At 72.5% G+C, this 17,532-nt stretch carries 16 protein-coding genes; 7 read left to right on the top strand and 9 right to left on the bottom strand.

Annotation, left to right across the window (positions count from 1 at the left end):
- Positions 1 to 14: 14 nt before the first annotated feature.
- The 3 genes from BUS84_RS27235 to BUS84_RS27225 all read left to right on the top strand — a co-directional run bounded on the left by BUS84_RS27235 (position 15) and on the right by BUS84_RS27225 (position 4,323).
- Positions 15 to 497, top strand: coding sequence for a MarR family winged helix-turn-helix transcriptional regulator (locus BUS84_RS27235; protein ID WP_074316751.1), 483 nt, complete (start codon positions 15 to 17; stop codon positions 495 to 497).
- On the top strand, positions 491 to 2,224 hold the full coding sequence (locus tag BUS84_RS27230) for an ABC transporter ATP-binding protein (protein WP_074316749.1): 1,734 nt from the start codon (positions 491 to 493) through the stop codon (positions 2,222 to 2,224). The genes BUS84_RS27235 and BUS84_RS27230 overlap by 7 nt, the downstream gene beginning before the upstream one ends.
- Before the next feature lie 164 nt (positions 2,225 to 2,388).
- The gene (locus BUS84_RS27225) at positions 2,389 to 4,323 is read left to right on the top strand and encodes an ABC transporter ATP-binding protein (RefSeq protein ID WP_244298905.1); all 1,935 of its coding nucleotides are present in this window, start codon (positions 2,389 to 2,391) and stop codon (positions 4,321 to 4,323) included.
- Between the two features lie 62 nt (positions 4,324 to 4,385).
- On the opposite strand, the gene thrS is transcribed toward BUS84_RS27225, so the two are convergent.
- Positions 4,386 to 5,618, bottom strand: a complete 1,233-nt coding sequence (thrS, locus tag BUS84_RS27220; RefSeq protein WP_074316747.1) for a threonine--tRNA ligase — start codon at positions 5,616 to 5,618, stop codon at positions 4,386 to 4,388.
- Between the two features lie 514 nt (positions 5,619 to 6,132).
- Between thrS and BUS84_RS27215 the strand changes: the two genes are divergently transcribed.
- Together BUS84_RS27215 and BUS84_RS27210 are read left to right on the top strand one after the other, a co-directional pair.
- Positions 6,133 to 6,753: a DedA family protein gene (locus tag BUS84_RS27215; RefSeq protein ID WP_074316746.1), complete on the top strand. Its 621-nt coding sequence runs from the start codon at positions 6,133 to 6,135 to the stop codon at positions 6,751 to 6,753.
- 92 nt (positions 6,754 to 6,845) lie between these two features.
- The gene (locus BUS84_RS27210) at positions 6,846 to 7,478 is read left to right on the top strand and encodes a DUF998 domain-containing protein (protein WP_074316744.1); all 633 of its coding nucleotides are present in this window, start codon (positions 6,846 to 6,848) and stop codon (positions 7,476 to 7,478) included.
- Here the strand turns inward: BUS84_RS27210 and BUS84_RS27205 are convergent.
- The gene (locus BUS84_RS27205) at positions 7,456 to 8,859 is read right to left on the bottom strand and encodes an NAD(P)H-quinone dehydrogenase (protein WP_074316742.1); all 1,404 of its coding nucleotides are present in this window, start codon (positions 8,857 to 8,859) and stop codon (positions 7,456 to 7,458) included. The two genes, BUS84_RS27210 and BUS84_RS27205, sit on opposite strands and share 23 nt — an antisense overlap.
- 106 nt (positions 8,860 to 8,965) lie before the next feature.
- Between BUS84_RS27205 and BUS84_RS27200 the strand changes: the two genes are divergently transcribed.
- Complete coding sequence (locus BUS84_RS27200) at positions 8,966 to 9,421, top strand: gamma-glutamylcyclotransferase family protein (protein ID WP_074316740.1); 456 nt, start codon at positions 8,966 to 8,968, stop codon at positions 9,419 to 9,421.
- A gap of 72 nt (positions 9,422 to 9,493) precedes the next feature.
- On the opposite strand, the gene BUS84_RS27195 is transcribed toward BUS84_RS27200, so the two are convergent.
- The 5 genes from BUS84_RS27195 to BUS84_RS27180 are packed head-to-tail and all read right to left on the bottom strand — an operon-like array spanning position 9,494 to position 12,965.
- Entirely contained in the window at positions 9,494 to 10,453 is a 960-nt protein-coding gene (locus tag BUS84_RS27195; RefSeq protein WP_074316738.1) for a GNAT family N-acetyltransferase, read from the bottom strand.
- A 49-nt stretch (positions 10,454 to 10,502) separates the two neighbouring features.
- The gene (locus BUS84_RS27190; protein WP_074316737.1) at positions 10,503 to 11,243 is read right to left on the bottom strand and encodes an SCO6745 family protein; all 741 of its coding nucleotides are present in this window, start codon (positions 11,241 to 11,243) and stop codon (positions 10,503 to 10,505) included.
- On the bottom strand, positions 11,240 to 11,362 hold the full coding sequence (locus tag BUS84_RS40765; RefSeq protein ID WP_280175151.1) for a hypothetical protein: 123 nt from the start codon (positions 11,360 to 11,362) through the stop codon (positions 11,240 to 11,242). Before BUS84_RS40765 ends, BUS84_RS27190 begins: the two co-directional genes overlap by 4 nt.
- A 6-nt stretch (positions 11,363 to 11,368) precedes the next feature.
- Entirely contained in the window at positions 11,369 to 12,331 is a 963-nt protein-coding gene (locus tag BUS84_RS27185; RefSeq protein ID WP_074316734.1) for a hypothetical protein, read from the bottom strand.
- Between the two features lie 4 nt (positions 12,332 to 12,335).
- Positions 12,336 to 12,965, bottom strand: coding sequence for an MBL fold metallo-hydrolase (locus BUS84_RS27180; RefSeq protein WP_074316732.1), 630 nt, complete (start codon positions 12,963 to 12,965; stop codon positions 12,336 to 12,338).
- A 113-nt stretch (positions 12,966 to 13,078) separates the two neighbouring features.
- Between BUS84_RS27180 and BUS84_RS27175 the strand changes: the two genes are divergently transcribed.
- Entirely contained in the window at positions 13,079 to 14,020 is a 942-nt protein-coding gene (locus tag BUS84_RS27175; protein ID WP_074316730.1) for a DUF4349 domain-containing protein, read from the top strand.
- Here the strand turns inward: BUS84_RS27175 and BUS84_RS27170 are convergent.
- Together BUS84_RS27170 and BUS84_RS27165 are read right to left on the bottom strand one after the other, a co-directional pair.
- Positions 13,977 to 15,236, bottom strand: a complete 1,260-nt coding sequence (locus tag BUS84_RS27170; RefSeq protein ID WP_074316728.1) for an amidohydrolase — start codon at positions 15,234 to 15,236, stop codon at positions 13,977 to 13,979. The genes BUS84_RS27175 and BUS84_RS27170 overlap by 44 nt on opposite strands.
- A gap of 542 nt (positions 15,237 to 15,778) precedes the next feature.
- Positions 15,779 to 17,362 (bottom strand): acyl-CoA mutase large subunit family protein, encoded by a 1,584-nt coding sequence (locus BUS84_RS27165; protein WP_074316726.1) that lies wholly within the window; start codon positions 17,360 to 17,362, stop codon positions 15,779 to 15,781.
- Between the last annotated feature and the right edge of the window lie 170 nt (positions 17,363 to 17,532).

The following is a 17,532-nucleotide window of genomic DNA, read 5'->3' as shown; positions in this document are numbered from 1 at the left end:
GCTAATCTACTGCGGTGGAACTCGTCACTCTCCAGGATGTGCCGCTCGGCCGGCTGCTGGTCGTGGCCGGGCACCTCGTCGGGCAGCGGTGGAACCGCTACCTCGCCGAGGAGCACGGCCTCACCCAGGCCGGCATGGTGACCCTGATGACGCTCGCGCGACACGGCGAACTGCCCCACCGCGAGGTCGCCGAGCGGGGCTTCGTGCGCCCGGCCACCCTGACCGGCATCGTGGACACACTGGCCCGCGACGGGCTGGTCGAGCGGCAGCGCGACGACAGCGACCGACGCAGCGTCCGGCTCGCCATCACCCCCGCCGGGCGGGAGCGGGTGGCCGCCCTCACCACGCTGATGCACTCCGGACGCCCGCTCACCTCGGTCGACGCCGACCCGGCGAAGGCCCAGGTGATCCGGGAGTTCCTGCTCGAGGTCATCGGCAGCGGGGACGACCCGCGGATGACCGGACGCCCCACCGAAGCGAAGGACCCGGCGTGCTGATCCGACTGTTGCGCAACCAGTTGCGCGCCTACCAGCGCCCGTTGATGGCGGTGGTGCTGCTCCAGTTCGTGGGCACCATGGCCTCGCTCTACCTGCCCAGCCTCAACGCCGACATCATCGACCGGGGCGTGGCCCGGGGCGACACCGACTACATCGTGCGCATCGGCGGCTGGATGCTGCTGGTCAGCCTGATCCAGATCATCTGTTCGATCGCCGCGGTGTATCTGGGCGCACGGATCGCGATGGGCTTCGGCCGGGACGTCCGCGCCACGCTGTTCGGGCACGTCAACCGCTTCTCCGCCCGCGAGGTCGCCCGGTTCGGCGCGCCGTCGCTGATCACCCGCAACACGAACGACGTGCAGCAGGTGCAGATGCTCGTGCTGATGAGCTGCACCATGCTGGTCGCCGCGCCGATCATGAGCGTGGGCGGTGTGGTGATGGCGCTCCGGGAGGATCTCGGGCTCTCCTGGCTGATGCTGGTCAGCGTGCCGGTGCTGGCCATCGCGCTCAGCATGATCATTCGTCGGATGGTGCCGGGCTTCCGGCTGATGCAGACCCGGATCGACACGGTCAACCGGGTGCTGCGCGAGCAGATCACCGGCATCCGGGTCGTCCGCGCCTTCGTCCGCGAGCCGTACGAGACGGATCGCTTCGCCGTCGCCAACGCGGACCTGACCGCCACCGCGCTGCGTACCGGCCGGCTGCTGGCACTGATCTTCCCGGTGGTCATGCTGGTGCTGAACGTCTCCAGCGTGGCGGTGCTCTGGTTCGGCGCGCAGCGGGTTGACGCCAACGCGATCCAGGTCGGCGCGCTCACCGCCTTCCTTCAATACCTGATGCAGATCCTGATGGCCGTCATGATGGCCACCTTCATGCTGATGATGGTGCCGCGGGCCGCGGTCTGCGCCGAGCGGATCGTCGAGGTGCTGGACACCGACTCCTCGGTGGTTCCCGCCGCCGATCCGGTCGCCGAGCTGCCCACCAGGGCCGAGTTGGAGCTGCGCGGGGTGCGCTTCCAGTACCCGGGGGCGGTCGAGCCGGTGTTGCGGGACATCTCCTTCCGGGCCACCCCCGGCACCACCACGGCGATCATCGGCAGCACCGGCGCGGGCAAGACCACCCTGCTGTCGCTCATTCCCCGCCTGGTCGACGTCACCGCCGGCGCGGTGCTGGTCGACGGGGTGGACGTGCGGGAGCTGGCGCCCGACGAGCTGTGGCGGCGCATCGGCCTGGTGCCGCAGCGGCCGTACCTGTTCACCGGCACGGTCGCCAGCAACCTGCGCTACGGCAACCCGGACGCCACCGATGAGGAGCTGTGGACGGCACTGGAGATCGCCCAGGCACGGGATTTCGTGGCCCAGATGCCCGGCGGCCTGGAGGCTCCGATCGCCCAGGGTGGCAGCACCGTCTCCGGCGGGCAGCGGCAACGCCTGGCCATCGCCCGGGCCCTGGTCCGGCAGCCGGAGATCTACCTCTTCGACGACTCGTTCTCCGCGCTGGACCTCGGCACCGACGCACGGCTGCGGGCGGCGCTGCGCCCGGTCACCGCGCAGTCCGCAGTGGTGATCGTGGCCCAGCGGGTCTCCACGATCGTCGACGCCGACCAGATCATCGTGCTTGAGGACGGGGGGGTCGTCGGAGTGGGACGACACGAGGAATTGCTGGAGAGCTGCCCGACGTACGCCGAGATCGTGGCCTCCCAGCAGACGGCGGAGGTGCCGGCATGAGCGAGCCAGACGAGCCGCGGACCGCGGCCGTACCCGCGCAGAAGCCGGCCGGCGACACGCGGACGCCGGGGGACGACACGCAACAGCCCGGCGGCGAAGCGCCGACGCCGAAGCGGCTGCCTCCGGGCCGCCAGGGCGGCGGGCCGCCATGGGCGGGCGCCGGCATGCCCGCCGAGAAGTCGATGAACTTCGGACCGTCCGCCCGGCGGCTGCTCGGTCGGCTGCGCCCGCACCGGCTGCATCTGGCCGCGATCATCGCCCTGGCCGTGGTGAGCGTCGGGTTCAGCGTGGCCGGGCCCAAGATCCTCGGTCACGCCACCGACCTGATCTTCAACGGGGTGATCGGCCGGCAACTGTCGGCGGGCACCACCACCGAGCAGGCCGTCGCGGCGGCCCGGGCCAGCGGTAACGACAGCTTCGCCGACATGCTGGCCCGGATGGACGTGGTGCCCGGCATGGGCATCGACTTCAGCGCCCTGAGCCGGGTGCTGCTGCTGGCGCTCGGGCTCTACCTGGCCGCGAGCGTGCTGTCGTGGTGGCAGGGCTGGCTGCTCAACGGGGTGGTCCAGCGCACCGTGCTGCGGCTGCGCGCCGAGGTGGAGGAGAAGCTCAACCGGCTGCCGCTGCCGTACTTCGACCGGCAGCCCCGCGGCGAGCTGCTCAGCCGGGTCACCAACGACATCGACAACATCTCGACCAGCCTCCAGCAGACGCTCAGCCAGCTGCTCACCTCGCTGCTGACCGTGGTCGGTGTGCTGGCCGTGATGTTCTGGATCTCGCCGCTGCTGGCCCTCGTGGCTCTGGTCGCGGTGCCGCTGTCGGTGCTGGTCACCCAGCGCATCGCCAAGCGCTCCCAGCAGCAGTTCATCGCCCAGTGGAAGCACACCGGCGAGCTGAACGGCCAGATCGAGGAGGCCTACACCGGCCACGAGCTGGTGAAGGTCTTCGGCCGGCAGCGCGAGGTGGAGGCCACGTTCAACGCGAAGAACGAGGAGCTGTTCCGGGCGAGCTTCGGCGCCCAGTTCATCTCCGGGATCATCATGCCGTCGATGATGTTCATCGGAAACCTCAGCTACGTGGCGATCGCGGTGGTCGGCGGCCTGCGGGTGGCGTCCGGGACGATGAGCCTCGGCGACGTGCAGGCGTTCATCCAGTACTCCCGCCAGTTCACCCAGCCGCTCACCCAGCTCGCCTCGATGGCCAACCTGCTCCAGTCCGGAGTGGCCTCGGCCGAGCGGGTCTTCGCGGTCCTCGACGCCGACGAGCAGAGCCCCGACCCGGTCCAGCCGGCCCGGGTCGCCGACCCGCACGGCCGCGTCGAGTTCGAGCACGTCTCGTTCCGGTACGAGCCGGACAAGCCGCTGATCGACGACCTGTCGCTGGTCGCCGAGCCAGGGCACACGGTGGCCATCGTCGGCCCGACCGGCGCCGGCAAGACCACCCTGGTCAACCTGGTGATGCGGTTCTACGAGCTGGACGCCGGCCGGATCACCCTGGACGGGGTGGACATCACCTCCATGCGCCGCGACGACCTGCGGGGTCGGATCGGCATGGTGCTCCAGGACACCTGGCTCTTCGGCGGCACCATCCGGGACAACATCGCGTACGGCCGGCCGGACGCGACCGAGGAGGAGATCCTCGCCGCGGCCCGGGCGACCTTCGTCGACCGGTTCGTGCGCAGCCTGCCGGACGGTTACGACACGGTCATCGACGAGGAGGGCAGCAACGTCAGCGCCGGCGAGAAGCAGCTCATCACCATCGCCCGGGCGTTCCTCGCCGAGCCGTCCCTGCTGATCCTGGACGAGGCGACCAGCTCGGTGGACACCCGTACCGAGGTGCTGCTCCAGCGCGCGATGGCCGCGCTGCGCTCGGACCGGACCAGCTTCGTCATCGCGCACCGGCTCTCCACCATCCGCGACGCCGACCTGATCCTGATGATGGAGAACGGTCGCATCGTCGAGCAGGGCACCCACGAGCAGCTGCTGGCCGCTCACGGCGCGTATCACCAGCTCTACCGCTCCCAGTTCACCGGCGCGGCGGTCGACGACGAATCCGCCGACCCGGCCGCCACGGCCGTCCCCCAGCCCGCGTCGATCTAGGGCGAATCGCCATGCGCGGAGATCGACTGGCAGCGATTTACCCTAGATCGACGACGGGTGGGTCACGGCGCGGGTGGGGGTGGGGGTGGGAGCAGGTTGGGCGTGCGGGTCGCTACCTGGTTGGCGATCAGGGTCAGTGCGGCGGCGGCGGGCATGGGGTCCAGGGTGCGGCCGTCGCGCAGGCGCAGCGCGAGGCGCCCGTCGGCCGCCTCCCGGGAACCCAGCACCCCGAGGTACGGGACGCGGCGGCGGGCCGCGTCCCGGATCCGGGCGCCCAACGAGCCGGCGCCGTCGACCTCGACCCGCAGCCCGGCGGCGACGGCCCGCCGGGCCAGCTCGGCCGCCGCCTCGGCCTGCCCGTCGTCCACCGGCAGCAGCACCAGCTGGACCGGCGCGTACCAGGGCGGGAAGGCGCCCTGGTGCACCTCGATGAGGTACGCGAACAGCCGCTCCATGCTGCCGACCAGGCTGCGGTGCACCATCACCGGCCGGCGCCGGCTGCCGTCGGAGTCGGTGTACGACAGGTCGAACCGTTCCGGCTTGTCGAAGTCCAGCTGGATGGTGGAGATGGTCGACTCCCGGCCGGCCGCGTCGACGATCTGGATATCGATCTTCGGGCCGTAGAACGCGGCCTCCCCCGGCGCCTCGACGTACGCCACCCCGGCCAGCGCGCCCCGGAGCAGTTCCTCGGCACGGGCCCACTGCGCGTCGTCGCCGACGTACTTCTCGCCCGGCCCGCGCAACGACAGCCGGAAGCCGGCCGGGCGGACGCCGAGCGCGGCGTGCGCGGCGCGGATCAACCCGAGGATCTCCACGACCTCCTCGCCCACCTGGTCCGGCGCGCAGAAGGTGTGCGCGTCGTTGAGCGAGATGGCGCGCACCCGGGACAGCCCGCCGAGCACCCCGGAGCGCTCCGAGCGGTACATTCCGCCCAGCTCGGCGATCCGCAGCGGCAACTTCCGGTAGGAGCGGCCCCGGGCCCGGAAGACCAGCGCGTGGTGCGGGCAGAGCGCCGGCCGGAGCACGAACTCGTCGTCGGCGCTCAGCCGCATCGGCGGGAACATGTCGTCGGCGAAGTAGCCGAGGTGGCCGGAGAGTTCGAAGAGTTCGCGCTTGCCCAGCGGCGGCGAGTAGACGTGCTGGTGGCCGGACCGGCGCTCCAGCTCCCGGACGTACTCCTCGATGGCGTGCCGGGCGGCGGCGCCGGCCGGCAGCCAGATCGGCAGGCCGGCGCCGGCCAGCGGGTCGGAGACGAAGAGGTCCAGCTCCCGGCCGAGCTTGCGGTGGTCGATCATGTCGCGCTCCTGGATCGGGTACGACCCGGAGGCGACCTGGACTCCGAACGCCGCGCGGCCCTCGGGGCGGATCGCCCCGGGGCCTGGTCGACGGTGGTTACGTCAGAGCGGCACGCCGGGGACTCCCGGCGTCGTGGTCACCACTACCGCGCTGCGCATGCGGCGACCGTACGCGTCGGGCGATCGGAGACGCACCCGGATATTGCGGGGCGGAGGGGGCGGGCCGCCGGCGCGGGACCCGCCGGCGGCCCTGGGCGGCCCGGAACGTCAGGAACGGGGGACCCGACGGTGCTGGGGCCGCGCCGACAACGGTACGCCGACGGACGCCGATCCGCCGACCTGCGCAGGCCGGGCGCACGGCTGCCGAACCGTCACCCGAGGACGGTTCGCCTCGTTGGACCTGGGTGGCCCAGTCGTGTCGACGGTCACGGCGGGGTGGGTCCGTCCACGGTGACGCCGGACACGCCGTCAGGCTCGAGACACCCAATCGGCCGCATTCGGCGAGGTGGCACGCGTGCCCGAACTACTGACTGACGTCGCATCGCCGACGTGGGCGTACCTCGTGCTGCTCGGCCTGCTGATCGCGGACGCCTTCGTCCCGGTGATTCCCACCCAGATCGTCATGATCACCAGCGGCGCGCTCACCGTCTACGGCGGGCTCAGCCTGCCGGTCACCATCGCCGTCGGCGCGCTCGGCGTCTTCGCCGGCGACCTGGCCTGCTACCTGCTCGGTCGCGGCGCACCGGACCGGCGGGCCCCCCGGCACGCCGAACCGAGCCGGGCCCGACGGGTCGCCAGCCGGGTCACCCAGGGGTTGCGGCAGCCCGGGCCGCTGGTCATCCTGCTGTGCCGGTTCGTGCCCGGCGGGCGGATGGCCGCCTGCTTCTCCGCCGGCCGTAGCCGCTACCCGTACCGGCTGTTCGTGCTCTACGAGACGGTGGCCGCGCTGGGCTGGGCCACCTACGGCGGGCTGGTCGGCCACCTGGGCGGCACCGCGCTGACCGAGTCGGCCTGGCGGCTGGCCATCATCGCCACCGCCGCAGCGGCCGGCTTCGCCGCCGCCGGGTGGGCGATGACCCTGGTCAGCGCACGGCACGCCCGGGCCGCGGCCGCAACCGACATCCCCATCGACTGAAGCTCCCCGGGTGCCTCTAGGGGTAGTCCCCGGGGACGATTTCGGTGGCCGTCCCGGATCCGGCTCGGGCCTCCGGAGCGACAGGCTGAGGCATGCCTGGAACCCGGAGCACCGGCCTGCTCGCCCTCGGCGGGATCGCCCTGGCGTCGCTGCTGACCGTGATCGGCCACCTCGAAGTCAACGACGACCTCAGCCCGTGGGCGCTGACCATCAGCGACTTCGCGGTCTCCGACCGGGGCGGCGTCATCGACGTCGCGATGGTGGTGCTCGCGCTCGCCACCGTGGCGCTGCTGCTGGGACTGCGCCGCGCCGGGCCGCCACGGCCCTGCCGGCCGGTCGAGCTGCTGCTCGGCGCGTGGGTGGCCGGGCTGGTGCTGGCCGCGGTGGTGCCGACGAACGAGCCGGGCACCGCCATGACCACCGCCGCCTACCTGCACCGGTACGCCTCGGTGGTCGCCTTCCTGGCGTTGCCGGCCGCCGGCTGGTTGCTCGCCCGCCGCCCCGACCTGGCTCCCGCCGCCCGAACGCTCCGCGCCCTCGTCGTGCTGAGCCTGGCCCTGGCGGCGGCGATGATCTGGTCCGCCTACCCCGGCGACCGCCTGCTGATCGGCCTGGCCGAGCGCCTACTCATCCTCACCGAGGTCGCCGTGCTCGGTACCGTCGCGGTGGCCCTGGCCCGGACGCCCGTCGCCCGGTGGGTCGTCACTCCAACTCGTGGAGCATGAGCTGACGGGCCGCCTCGGTGATCGAGCCGGACAGCGACGGGTAGATGGTGATGGTCTGGGCCAGCTCGTTGACGGTGAGGTTGTTCTCCACCGCCATGGTGATCGGCAGGATCAGCTCGCTGGCGTTCGGGGCGACCACCACCCCACCGACGACCTGGCCGCTGGCCGGCCGGCAGAACAGCTTCACGAAGCCGTCGGAGAGGCCGTCCATCTTGGCCCGGGCGTTGCCCGACAGCGGCAGCATCACCTGCCGGGCCGGCACCTTGCCGGCGTCCACCTCGTCCTGGGAGACGCCCACGGTGGCCAGCTCCGGGTCGGTGAAGACGTTCGCCGCGACGGTCCGCAGCCGCAGCGGGCGGACCGCCTCGCCGAGGGCGTGCCACATCGCGATCCGACCCTGCATGGCGGCGACGCTGGCCAGCAGCAGGACGCCGGTGCAGTCACCGGCGGCGTAGATGCCGGGCACGTTGGTCCGGGACACCCGGTCGACCGTGACGTAGCCGCCCCGGCCCAGCTCCACGCCGTACTCGGCCAGGCCGAGGTCGCCGGTGTTCGGGATCGAGCCGACCGCGATCAGGGCGTGCGAGCCGGAGACCTTGCGGCCGTCGGAGAGCTCCACCTCGACGCCGTCGGCCGTACGCCGGACCGCGTCGGCCCGGGAGTTGTTCAGAATGCTCATGCCCCGGTTGCGGAAAACCCGCTCGATGGCCGATGCCGCGTCGGCGTCCTCGTGCGGCATGACCCGGTCGCGGCTGGAGACCAGGGTGACCTGGACCCCCATCGCCAGGTACGCGCTGGCGAACTCGGCACCGGTCACGCCGGAGCCGACCACGATCAGATGCTCGGGCAGCTCGGGCAGGTCGTACACCTGGCGCCAGGTCAGGATGCGCTCACCGTCCGGTACGGCCGTGGGCAGCTGGCGGGGCGTCGAGCCGGTGGCCACCAGCACGGTGGACGCGGCGATCGAGTATTCCTCGCCGCCGTCGGCGGGGGTGACGATGACCCGGTGGGTGTGGCCCAGGGTGTCCTCGCCCAGCCGGGCAGTGCCGGCCACGAAGGCGACCCCCGCCTTGAGCAGCTTGGCGTGGATGTCGGCGGACTGCGCGAGCGCCAGCCGCTTGACCCGCTCGTGCACCGCCCGCGCGTCGACGGTGACCGCCTCCAGGCCGTCCGAGTGCACCCCGAACTCTTCCGTGTCCCGGTAGCCGGTGACCACCCCGGAGCTGGCGATGAAGGTCTTCGACGGAACGCAGTCGGAGAGCACGCAGGCCCCGCCCGCGCCGTCGGCCTCCACCACGGTGACATCGGCGTCCAGCTGGGCGGCGACCAGCGCCGCCTCGTACCCGGCCGGCCCCCCGCCGATGATCACGATCCGGCTCACAGCGTCTGCCCTTCGTCGATGCTCACAGCGACTTTCTTCTCCCGAACGCACCCGACACGCACAGTCGTATTCTCCCCCACCCGCCTGGCCGGCTATCGTCATCGCCGTGCGTCATCACGCCGCCTACGGCTCAAACCTGGATCCCGCCCGGATGCGCGCCTACTGCCCGCATTCGCCGATGGTGGGTGTCGGCTGGCTGGAGGGGTGGCGGCTGACCTTCGCCGGAGCGGACGTGATCGGCTGGGAGGGTGCGGTGAGCACCCTGGTCGAGTCCCCCGGTGACCGGGTCTTCGTGGCGCTCTACGACATCCACCCGTACGACGCTGCCCAGCTCGACGAGATCGAGGGGGTGACCGCCGGCACGTACCGCAAGCTGCACGTCCGGGTCTCCACCCTCGACGGCGACGTGACCGCGTGGATCTACGTCTTCGACGGGTACGAGGGCGGCCTGCCGACCTCGTGGTATCTCTCCGAGATCGCCACCGCCGCCGAGAAGGCGGGCGCGCCGGACGACTACGTCACCGAGCTGCGGTCCCGCCCCACCGGTACCGCGTCGGCCTAGAGGCTGTCGCACGCTACCAGTCTGCTACCGGCGCCGGCCGGACCGTCCGTCGGGCCCGACCGGCGTCGTCAATCACACACCGGCGGCCGGGACGAGCAGCTGGTACATGTCGGTCCACCGGGTCTCCCGCAGGCCGACGGACCGGTAGAGCGACAGCGGGGCGGTCGGGTTCGCGAGGTCCACCCCCAGGCCGGCCGCCTGCCGGCCCTTCTCGGCGTAGCGGGCGAAGGCGCGGCGCAGCAGCGCGGCGCCCACTCCCCGCCGGCGGTACGCGGGCAGCACCGCCAGGCTCCGCACGAAGCCCTCCTGCTGGTCGAGCGCCTGATCCGAGGACCGCAACGCGCCCGCCACCACCCCGTCGACCTCGGCGACGAACCACTCGTCCCAGGCGGTCATGTCACCGATCCGGGCCCGCCACCGCTCGTACGACAGCGGCTCGTGGTCCGGGGTGTCGCGGAAGGCGGTGTCCTGGATCCGGTGGAACTCGCGCAGCTCGGCCTCGTCGTCCGCGCGCACCGGCCGCACCGTCACCCCGGGCGGCGGGGGCGGTTCGGTGGGCAGATCGGCAAGCGGGCGCCGCATCCGGACGTACCGCTTGGCCAGGGTGAACCCGACCGCCCGCAGGTCGCGTTCCCAGTCGCGTTCCGGCGCGAAGACCGCGCAGCGGACGGTGAGTGCGGGCAGCCCCCGCTCGGCCGCCCGCTCGGCGACCCGGTCCAGTTGCCGGGCCAGCAGCGGCGCCCGGACGGCGGCACCGCGTTCCGGATCGACGTACACCTCGACGAACTCCCTGCCCACCCCTGTCGGGTTGTCGACGGTCGCCCAGCCCACCACGGTGTCGTCCGGGTCCACCGCCAGCCAGGAGTCGCGGGCCGGGTCGAAGAAGGGGGCGGTCAGCGACTCGGCGACGTCTTCGGCGTCGAAGTCGGGGTGGCCGATGGCGAAGGTGTCCGCGGCGTGCACCACCGCGAGGATCGCCGGCACGTCGTCAAGGGTGGGTCGGCGCGTGGTCCAGCCAGCGGGAAGGGTCACGGCAGGTGATCCTGGCAGCCGGGCGCAGCCTGCGCCGCCCATTTTCCTTTCACGCGACGGCGAGGTCGGCCCGGGTCTGGTGCAGCAGCTCCACCAGGTCGATGCCGTCGGCGGGGCCGAGCGCCGCGAACGCCGGTGCGGCCAGCCGGTCGGTGACCGCCTCCGCCCAGAGCCGTCGACGCACCAGCGGCCCGACCGGCGGGTACGGCGGCGGCCAGCCACACGCCACCGCACCGGCCTCCCCCTCCGGCCCGGCCAGTACGGCCTCCAGCGGGGTCATTCCGGCGGCGCGTACCGCCAGCAGGTAGGCGCCGGTGAAGTGTTCGCGGAGCAGCCGCAGCCCGGCGGCGCTCCGAGCGCCCGGGGAGAGATCCGGCAGGGGCATGGCCCGCCACGCGGCGAAGAGCGGCATGCCGCTGGCGTCCGCCGCCGCCACCGCCCGCTCGACCAGCCCGGCCAGGCGCTCGACGCCGGGCAGCACGCCCAACCGCTGCGCCCCCCACCGGCAGCACTCCGCGAGGCTCGCGGCGGCGACCTCGGCCGGCCGGAGGACCCGGGCCGCCGCGTCCCAGCCGTCGGCGACCGCGTCCGGGGCGATGAAGCCGAGGGCCGCGGCGGCCGTCTCGGCCCGTACGTCGCCGAGGGCACCGGCCCGCCCGCTGATGTAGAAGGCCCAGCCGGAGATGCCGAGCAGCCGTGCCCGGCGCAGCGTGGTCGGGCACCGGCTGAATCGGTCGCCCAGGTCGAGCGCGACGGGCTTGCTGGCGGCGGCGACCTGCTCCGGTGTCATCCGAGCGCCATCCGGTGGCGCACCGGCCCGGTCAGCGGGGGCACGGGCCGGCCGGCCACGGCGGCCTCCCGATCCGGGACCGCCGGCGCGGGACGGTGCGGCCACTCGTCGTCGTCCATCGATGGTCAGTCTGCCGGGCCACCGCCCGAGTCCGCATCCCTCTCTTCGGCCGCCAACGCCTCGACCGCCGCCTCCACCTCGCCGGCGCGCCGCCGGGCCACGGTGACGGCCCGCTCGGCCGCACGCCGTGCCAGCTTGGCCCGGCTGAGATCCTGCTCCGCCACTGCCCGCCGCCGCTCCAGCTCGGCGAGCTCGGTCTCTATCTCGTCGAGCACGGCGGCGCCGTCCCGCTCCTGCCCGGTCGCGTCGGTCAACTCGGCCTCGGCCCGCTCCTGGTCGGTCCGGGCCCTGGCCAGTTCCCGGTCCAGTGCCCGGCGCTGCCGTGCCCGCTCCGCCCGGGCCGCCCGCTCGGCACGCTCCGCGGCCCGGTCGGTACGGGGGGCCGCCTCGGGGCCCGTCCGCTGGGCGCCCGGTCGGCGGGCCGGGCGTTCCGCGGCCTGCTCCTCGTCATCGCCGGTGACCAGCCGCAGCTGCGGGCGGGGCACCTCGCCGAAGCCGGCGTAGCTGGCCGACCGCTGCAGACGCCCGGATCGGACCTGCTCGGCGACGTCGGCGTCGGAGAGCGCCGCGTTCAGGGTCGCTTCCACCTCGGCCAACGGCAGCTTGCCGGCCGGCGGCGCGTCCGGCTCCGCCGCGGCGAGCTTGCGGACCTCGGCAACCAGGGCGCCGACCACCGCCCGGCGCTGCGCGGACAGCTCCCGGAGCCGGGGCCCGCGCAGCTCCCGCTGGGCGGCCCGCAGCGCGTCGGCGAGCTGAACCAGGTCGGCGACCAGCTCGGGACGCTGGATGGCGAGCAGGTTCACCAGCCAGGCGGCCACCGTGGGGCGGCGCAGCCGGGCCAACTGCCGGGCGGTGGCCGGGTCGCCGGCGCGGCGGGCCTCGGCCACGGCGGCGTCCCGGGCGGCCACGAACCGCTCCGGTGGGGTGCGGTAGAGCTGCTGCACCAGCTCCGGGGAGGGGCCGGGCATGGACTCAGACGTCCACCCGGCTACCGTGCTCCAGGCGCTGGTACTCGGTGCCGGACAGCGCCGAGTACTGCCGGTTGAGCGCGCGCAGCCCGGTGTCGTTGAGCAACCCGTCGTGCAGCGCGTACGCGCGGCGCGGGGCGACCGCCCGGATGAAGTCGACCACCTCGGAGAACTTCGACCAGGGAGCGTGGATCGGCGCGAAGAGCGTGTCGATCGGCGTCTCGTCCGGCACCACCAGGGCGTCGCCCGGGTGGTAGACCACGTCGTTGATGAGGAAACCGAGGTTGTCCACCACCGGGATGTCGGGGTGGATCACCGCGTGCTTCCCGCCGTAGGCGCGGACGGCCACCCCGGCGGCGGTGAACGACTCACCGGCCGCGACCGGACGCAACGCCTCGGCCGCGTCGCCCAGGGTGTCGGCGAGCGCGGCGGGCCCGTGGATCGGAAACGGTCGCCGGTCGAGTTGCAGACGCACCGCCGCCACATCGAGGTGGTCGGGATGTTCGTGGGTGATCAGCACCGCGTCCGCACCGTCCAACGCCGCGGGGTCGCTGAACACTCCGGGGTCGACGACGAGCACTCCCCCGTCGTGTTCCACCCGGATGCAGGAGTGGGCGTACTTGGTGAGCCGCATCGTGACTCCTCGATTATCGAATCGTGACGTCCTCAGCGCAGTCTGCCGGAACCAGCCGACGAGCGCGCCGCGTCCGAGGTATCGCCACACCGGCTGACGACGATGGGAGCGGGATGGACGGACGGACGGGACGGCGCCGCAGCGCACTGCTGGCGGCAACGGCACTGGCGGCGGCGCTCGCGTTGACAGCGTGCGGCGCCGGCGACAGCGGGGCACGGGACGCGGCAGACACGGCGGCCGAGGTGCCGGGGGCGAACAACGGCGGGGCGGACAAGGACAGCGCCGCCGGGGCACCGGAGGCGGCCGGGGCCGGCGCTCCAGACCTGCGGGTCGACCAGCGGGCCATCATCTACAACGGAACCATGCGGGTGCAGGTGGACGATGTGGATGCCGCTGCCCGTGAGGTCGCCGCCGCGGTCACCCGGGCGGGGGGCTTCATCGGCGGCGATCAGCGGCGCAGCGCCGAGGCTGACGCGGTGGCGGAGTTGCAGCTGCGGGTGCCGGCAGCGAAGTTCGCCGGCGTGGTGGAGGAGGTTGCAAAGCTCGGCAAGCAGCAGAGCCGGGAAATCAGCACCCAGGACGCCACCGAGGAGACCATCGACCTGGAAGCCCGGATCACCAGTCAGCGGGCCCGGGTGGACAGCGCCCGCCGGCTGCTCGCCCGAGCCACCTCGATCACCGACCTGGTGTCGCTGGAGAACGAGCTGGGTCGCCGCGAGGCCGACCTGGCGTCGCTGGAGGCCAAGAAGCGGCGACTGGCCGACCTGACCGCCCTCTCCACGATCACCGTGTCGCTGGCCGGGCCGGCGGCGAAGACCGCCGAGGAGAAGACCGAGACCGGCTTCCTGGTCGGATTGAAGGGCGGCTGGAAGGCGTTCGTCGTCTCGCTGACCGTCCTGCTCACCGTGCTGGGCGCGCTGCTGCCCTGGCTGGTGGCGCTCGGCGTACCGCTGGCGGTGCTGCTGCTGGTGCTGCGCCGGCGGAAGAAGACCCCGGCCCTGGTCGCTCCGGTCAGCGCACCGCCGCCAGTGCCCGCAGCGCGGTCTGCACCATGACGCGTACGCCGGCCGGGATGGCCCCCTCGTCCACGTCGAAGGACGCGCGGTGCAGGTCGACGTTGGGGCCGAAACGGCCCACGCCGAGCCGGGCGAGGGCGCCGGGGACGTACTCCAGGTACCAGGAGAAGTCCTCGCCGCCCATGCTCTGCGGGGTCTCGGCGATCCCGTCCGGGCCGAGCGCGGCGGCGGTGGCGGCGGTCAGCACCTGGATGGCCCGCGCGTCGTTGCACACCGGCGGCCGGCCGCGCAGGTATTCCAGGTCGACCGTCGCGCCGGTCGGCGCGATCACGTCCCGGACGACCTGAGCCACGATCTTGGGAGCCTGTTCCCAGGTGTCGCGATCCATCACCCGCAGGGTGCCGGAGGCGGACGCCTCGGAGGGGATGACGTTGTAGCGGGTGCCGGCCGAGGCGTGGCCGAAGACCAGCAGCAGCCCGCTGTTGGCCGGCACCCGGCGGCTGACCAGGGCGGGCACCTCGGTGATCAGCCGGCCGAGCGCGTCGACGAGGTCGACGGTGAGGTGCGGGCGGGCGGTGTGGCCGCCCGGGCCGCTGAGCCGGACGGTGACGTTGTCGGCTGCCGCGGTGATCGGGCCGACCCGCAGGCCGACCTGACCCACCGGCAGGTTCGGGTCGCAGTGCAGCGCGAAGATCTGCACCACGTCGTCCAGGCCGCCGGCCTCGATGACCTCCAGGGAGCCGCAGGGCAGGATCTCCTCGGCCGGCTGGAAGATGAGTCGGACCCGGCCGTCGAGCTCGCCGAGGTCGGCGAGCTGGGCCAGCAGCATGCCGACGCCGAGCAGGATCGAGGTGTGCACGTCGTGCCCGCAGGCGTGGCAGACGCCCTGCACCGTGGACCGGTAGGGCACGTCCTTGGGGTCGTCCAGCGGCAGGGCGTCGATGTCGGCGCGCAGCGCGACGACCGGGCCGTCCGGACGGCCGTTGACGTCGCAGATCACGCCGTTGCCCTTGGGCAGCAGGCGCGGACTCAACCCGGCCAGGGAGAGCTCCCGGGCGATCAGGGCGGCCGTCTCGAACTCGGTGCCGGAGAGCTCGGGGTGCGAGTGGATGTGACGGCGGGTGGCGATCAGCCCGGGTACCCGGAGTGCGAGGAGGTGGTCCAGGTCGCGGGGCAGGGGCTGGGACCCGGGCGGCAGCTCCGGCCAGGACGACGCCAGCTGGCTGCCGGTGGGCAGCGTCAACGCACTCGTCACGTCGAATTCTCGATCACTAGAGATGGATGGATCATCGGGGACAGCAGACAGCCTAGACCTCCGGCGGTGACGCTGCGCAACCTCGTTACGGTGATGATCAGACCGCACAGCGTCACGTATGCCCTGCTGAGGGCGCTCGGAGATGCGTGGGACAGCAGGTAGATCACGGTCGGACGCCGTCATCTGCCCCTCACCTCCTACAACGCGTAACCGATCTCGGTGGTCACGAAATCGGCGCCACTCGCGGCCCACGTTGCGAATTGTCGCATTAGTCGGGCTGATGAACTGACACTCCGACAATAAGCCGACCACGCTCCGCAACGAGCCGGAAAAGACGCTCACACGCGCTCGTCAGCGATGACCGCACAGGGTGTGCGTCCCCGTTCACCCGGGCGGGGTACCCCCAAACCCGGTGGACACACCCCGGACGCCGTCGGGGGCCACGCCGCCTCGGCCCGGCCGGTGGAGGATCCGCTTCCGACTGTAGCTCTGCCCGGGCCGAACAAACCCGCCTTGACCTGGGAGAACGGCCGGTCGGCCGATCAGAACCGATCGGTGGGCCGGTACAGCCCCCACGCCTCGCGCAGCGTCCCGCAGACCTCACCGACCGTGGCGCGGGCCCGCAGCGCCTCCTTCATCGGGTACAGCACGTTGTCCGTGCCGTCGGCGGCGGCCCGCAGCTCGGTCAGGGCACGCGCCACCGCGTCGGCGTCCCGCTCGGCGCGCAACCGGGCCAGCCGCTCGGCCTGGGCCGCCTCGATCGTCGGGTCGACCCGCAGCGGCTCGTACGGCTCCTCCTCGTCGACCGCGAACCGGTTGAGACCGACCACCACCCGCTCACCCGAGTCGATCTCCTGCGCGATCCGGTACGCGGACTGCTCGATCTCGCGCTTCTGGAACCCGGCCTCGATCGCGTCCACCGCCGAGCCGTGGTCGGCGACCCGCTCCATCAACTCGACGGCGGCGGCCTCGATCTCGGCCGTCATCGCCTCCACCACGTACGAGCCGGCGAACGGGTCGACGGTGGCGGTCAGGTCCGTCTCGTACGCCAGCACCTGCTGGGTACGCAGGGCGAGCCGGGCGGCCTTCTCGGTGGGCAGCGCGATCGCCTCGTCGAAGCTGTTGGTGTGCAGCGACTGGGTGCCGCCGAGCACCGCGCCGAGCCCCTGCACGGCAACCCGGACCAGGTTCACCTCCGGCTGCTGGGCGGTGAGCTGCACGCCGGCGGTCTGGGTGTGGAAGCGCAGCATCATCGACTTCGGATCCTTGGCGCCGAAGTCGTCACGCATCAGCCGGGCCCAGATCCTGCGGGCGGCGCGGAACTTCGCCACCTCCTCCAGCAGCGTCGTGCGGGCCACGAAGAAGAACGACAGCCGGGGTGCGAAGTCGTCCACCGCGAGCCCGGCGGCCAGCGCGGCCCGGACGTACTCCACGCCGTTGGCCAGGGTGAACGCGATCTCCTGCGCGGGCGTCGCGCCGGCCTCGGCCATGTGGTAGCCGGAGATGGAGATGGTGTTCCACTTCGGCACCTCCTTGCGGCAGTACGCGAAGGTGTCGGCCACCAGGCGCAGCGAGGGCTTCGGCGGGAAGATGTACGTCCCCCGGGCGATGTACTCCTTGAGGATGTCGTTCTGGATGGTGCCGTTGAGCGCCGTGCCCGGCACCCCGTTCTCCTCGGCGACGAGCTGGTAGAGCAGCAGCAGCACGGATCCGGGGGCGTTGATGGTCATCGAGGTGGAGACCTTGTCCAACGGGATGTCCGCGAAGAGCAGCCGCATGTCCTCGATGGAGTCGATGGCCACGCCCACCTTGCCGACCTCGCCGTGGGCGATCGGCTCGTCCGAGTCGTAGCCCATCTGGGTCGGCAGGTCGAAGGCGACCGAGAGGCCCATCGTGCCGGCCCGCAACAACTGGTGGTACCGCGCGTTGGACTCGGTGGCGGTGCCGAAGCCGGCGTACTGACGCATGGTCCACGGGCGGGAGGTGTACATCGTGGGGTAGACCCCCCGGGTGTACGGGAACTCGCCGGGGGCGCCCAGCCGGGAGTCGAGGTCCTCCGGAAGGTCGGCCGCCGTGTAGACGCCCTTGATCGGGAAACCGGATTCGCTTGACCGCCGTTCGCTCATCCCCGGATGGTAGGACGCCTGGGCGTGTCGTCGGGTGAGGGATACCGCACAGTGCGTCCCGACCGGTCGACAGGAGGTGAACGACAGGGCACGTTCTGTCGACTTCGATAAACGTCCGTCGCGTCGGCTTTCGCATCGGGCGTCGGAACCAGCAAGATAGGGGGGTTGTG

Source organism: Micromonospora cremea, from assembly GCF_900143515.1.
Classification (GTDB): domain Bacteria; phylum Actinomycetota; class Actinomycetes; order Mycobacteriales; family Micromonosporaceae; genus Micromonospora; species Micromonospora cremea.
Note: the sequence above shows the minus strand (reverse complement) of the source record. Positions and strands in the feature narration are given on the sequence as shown.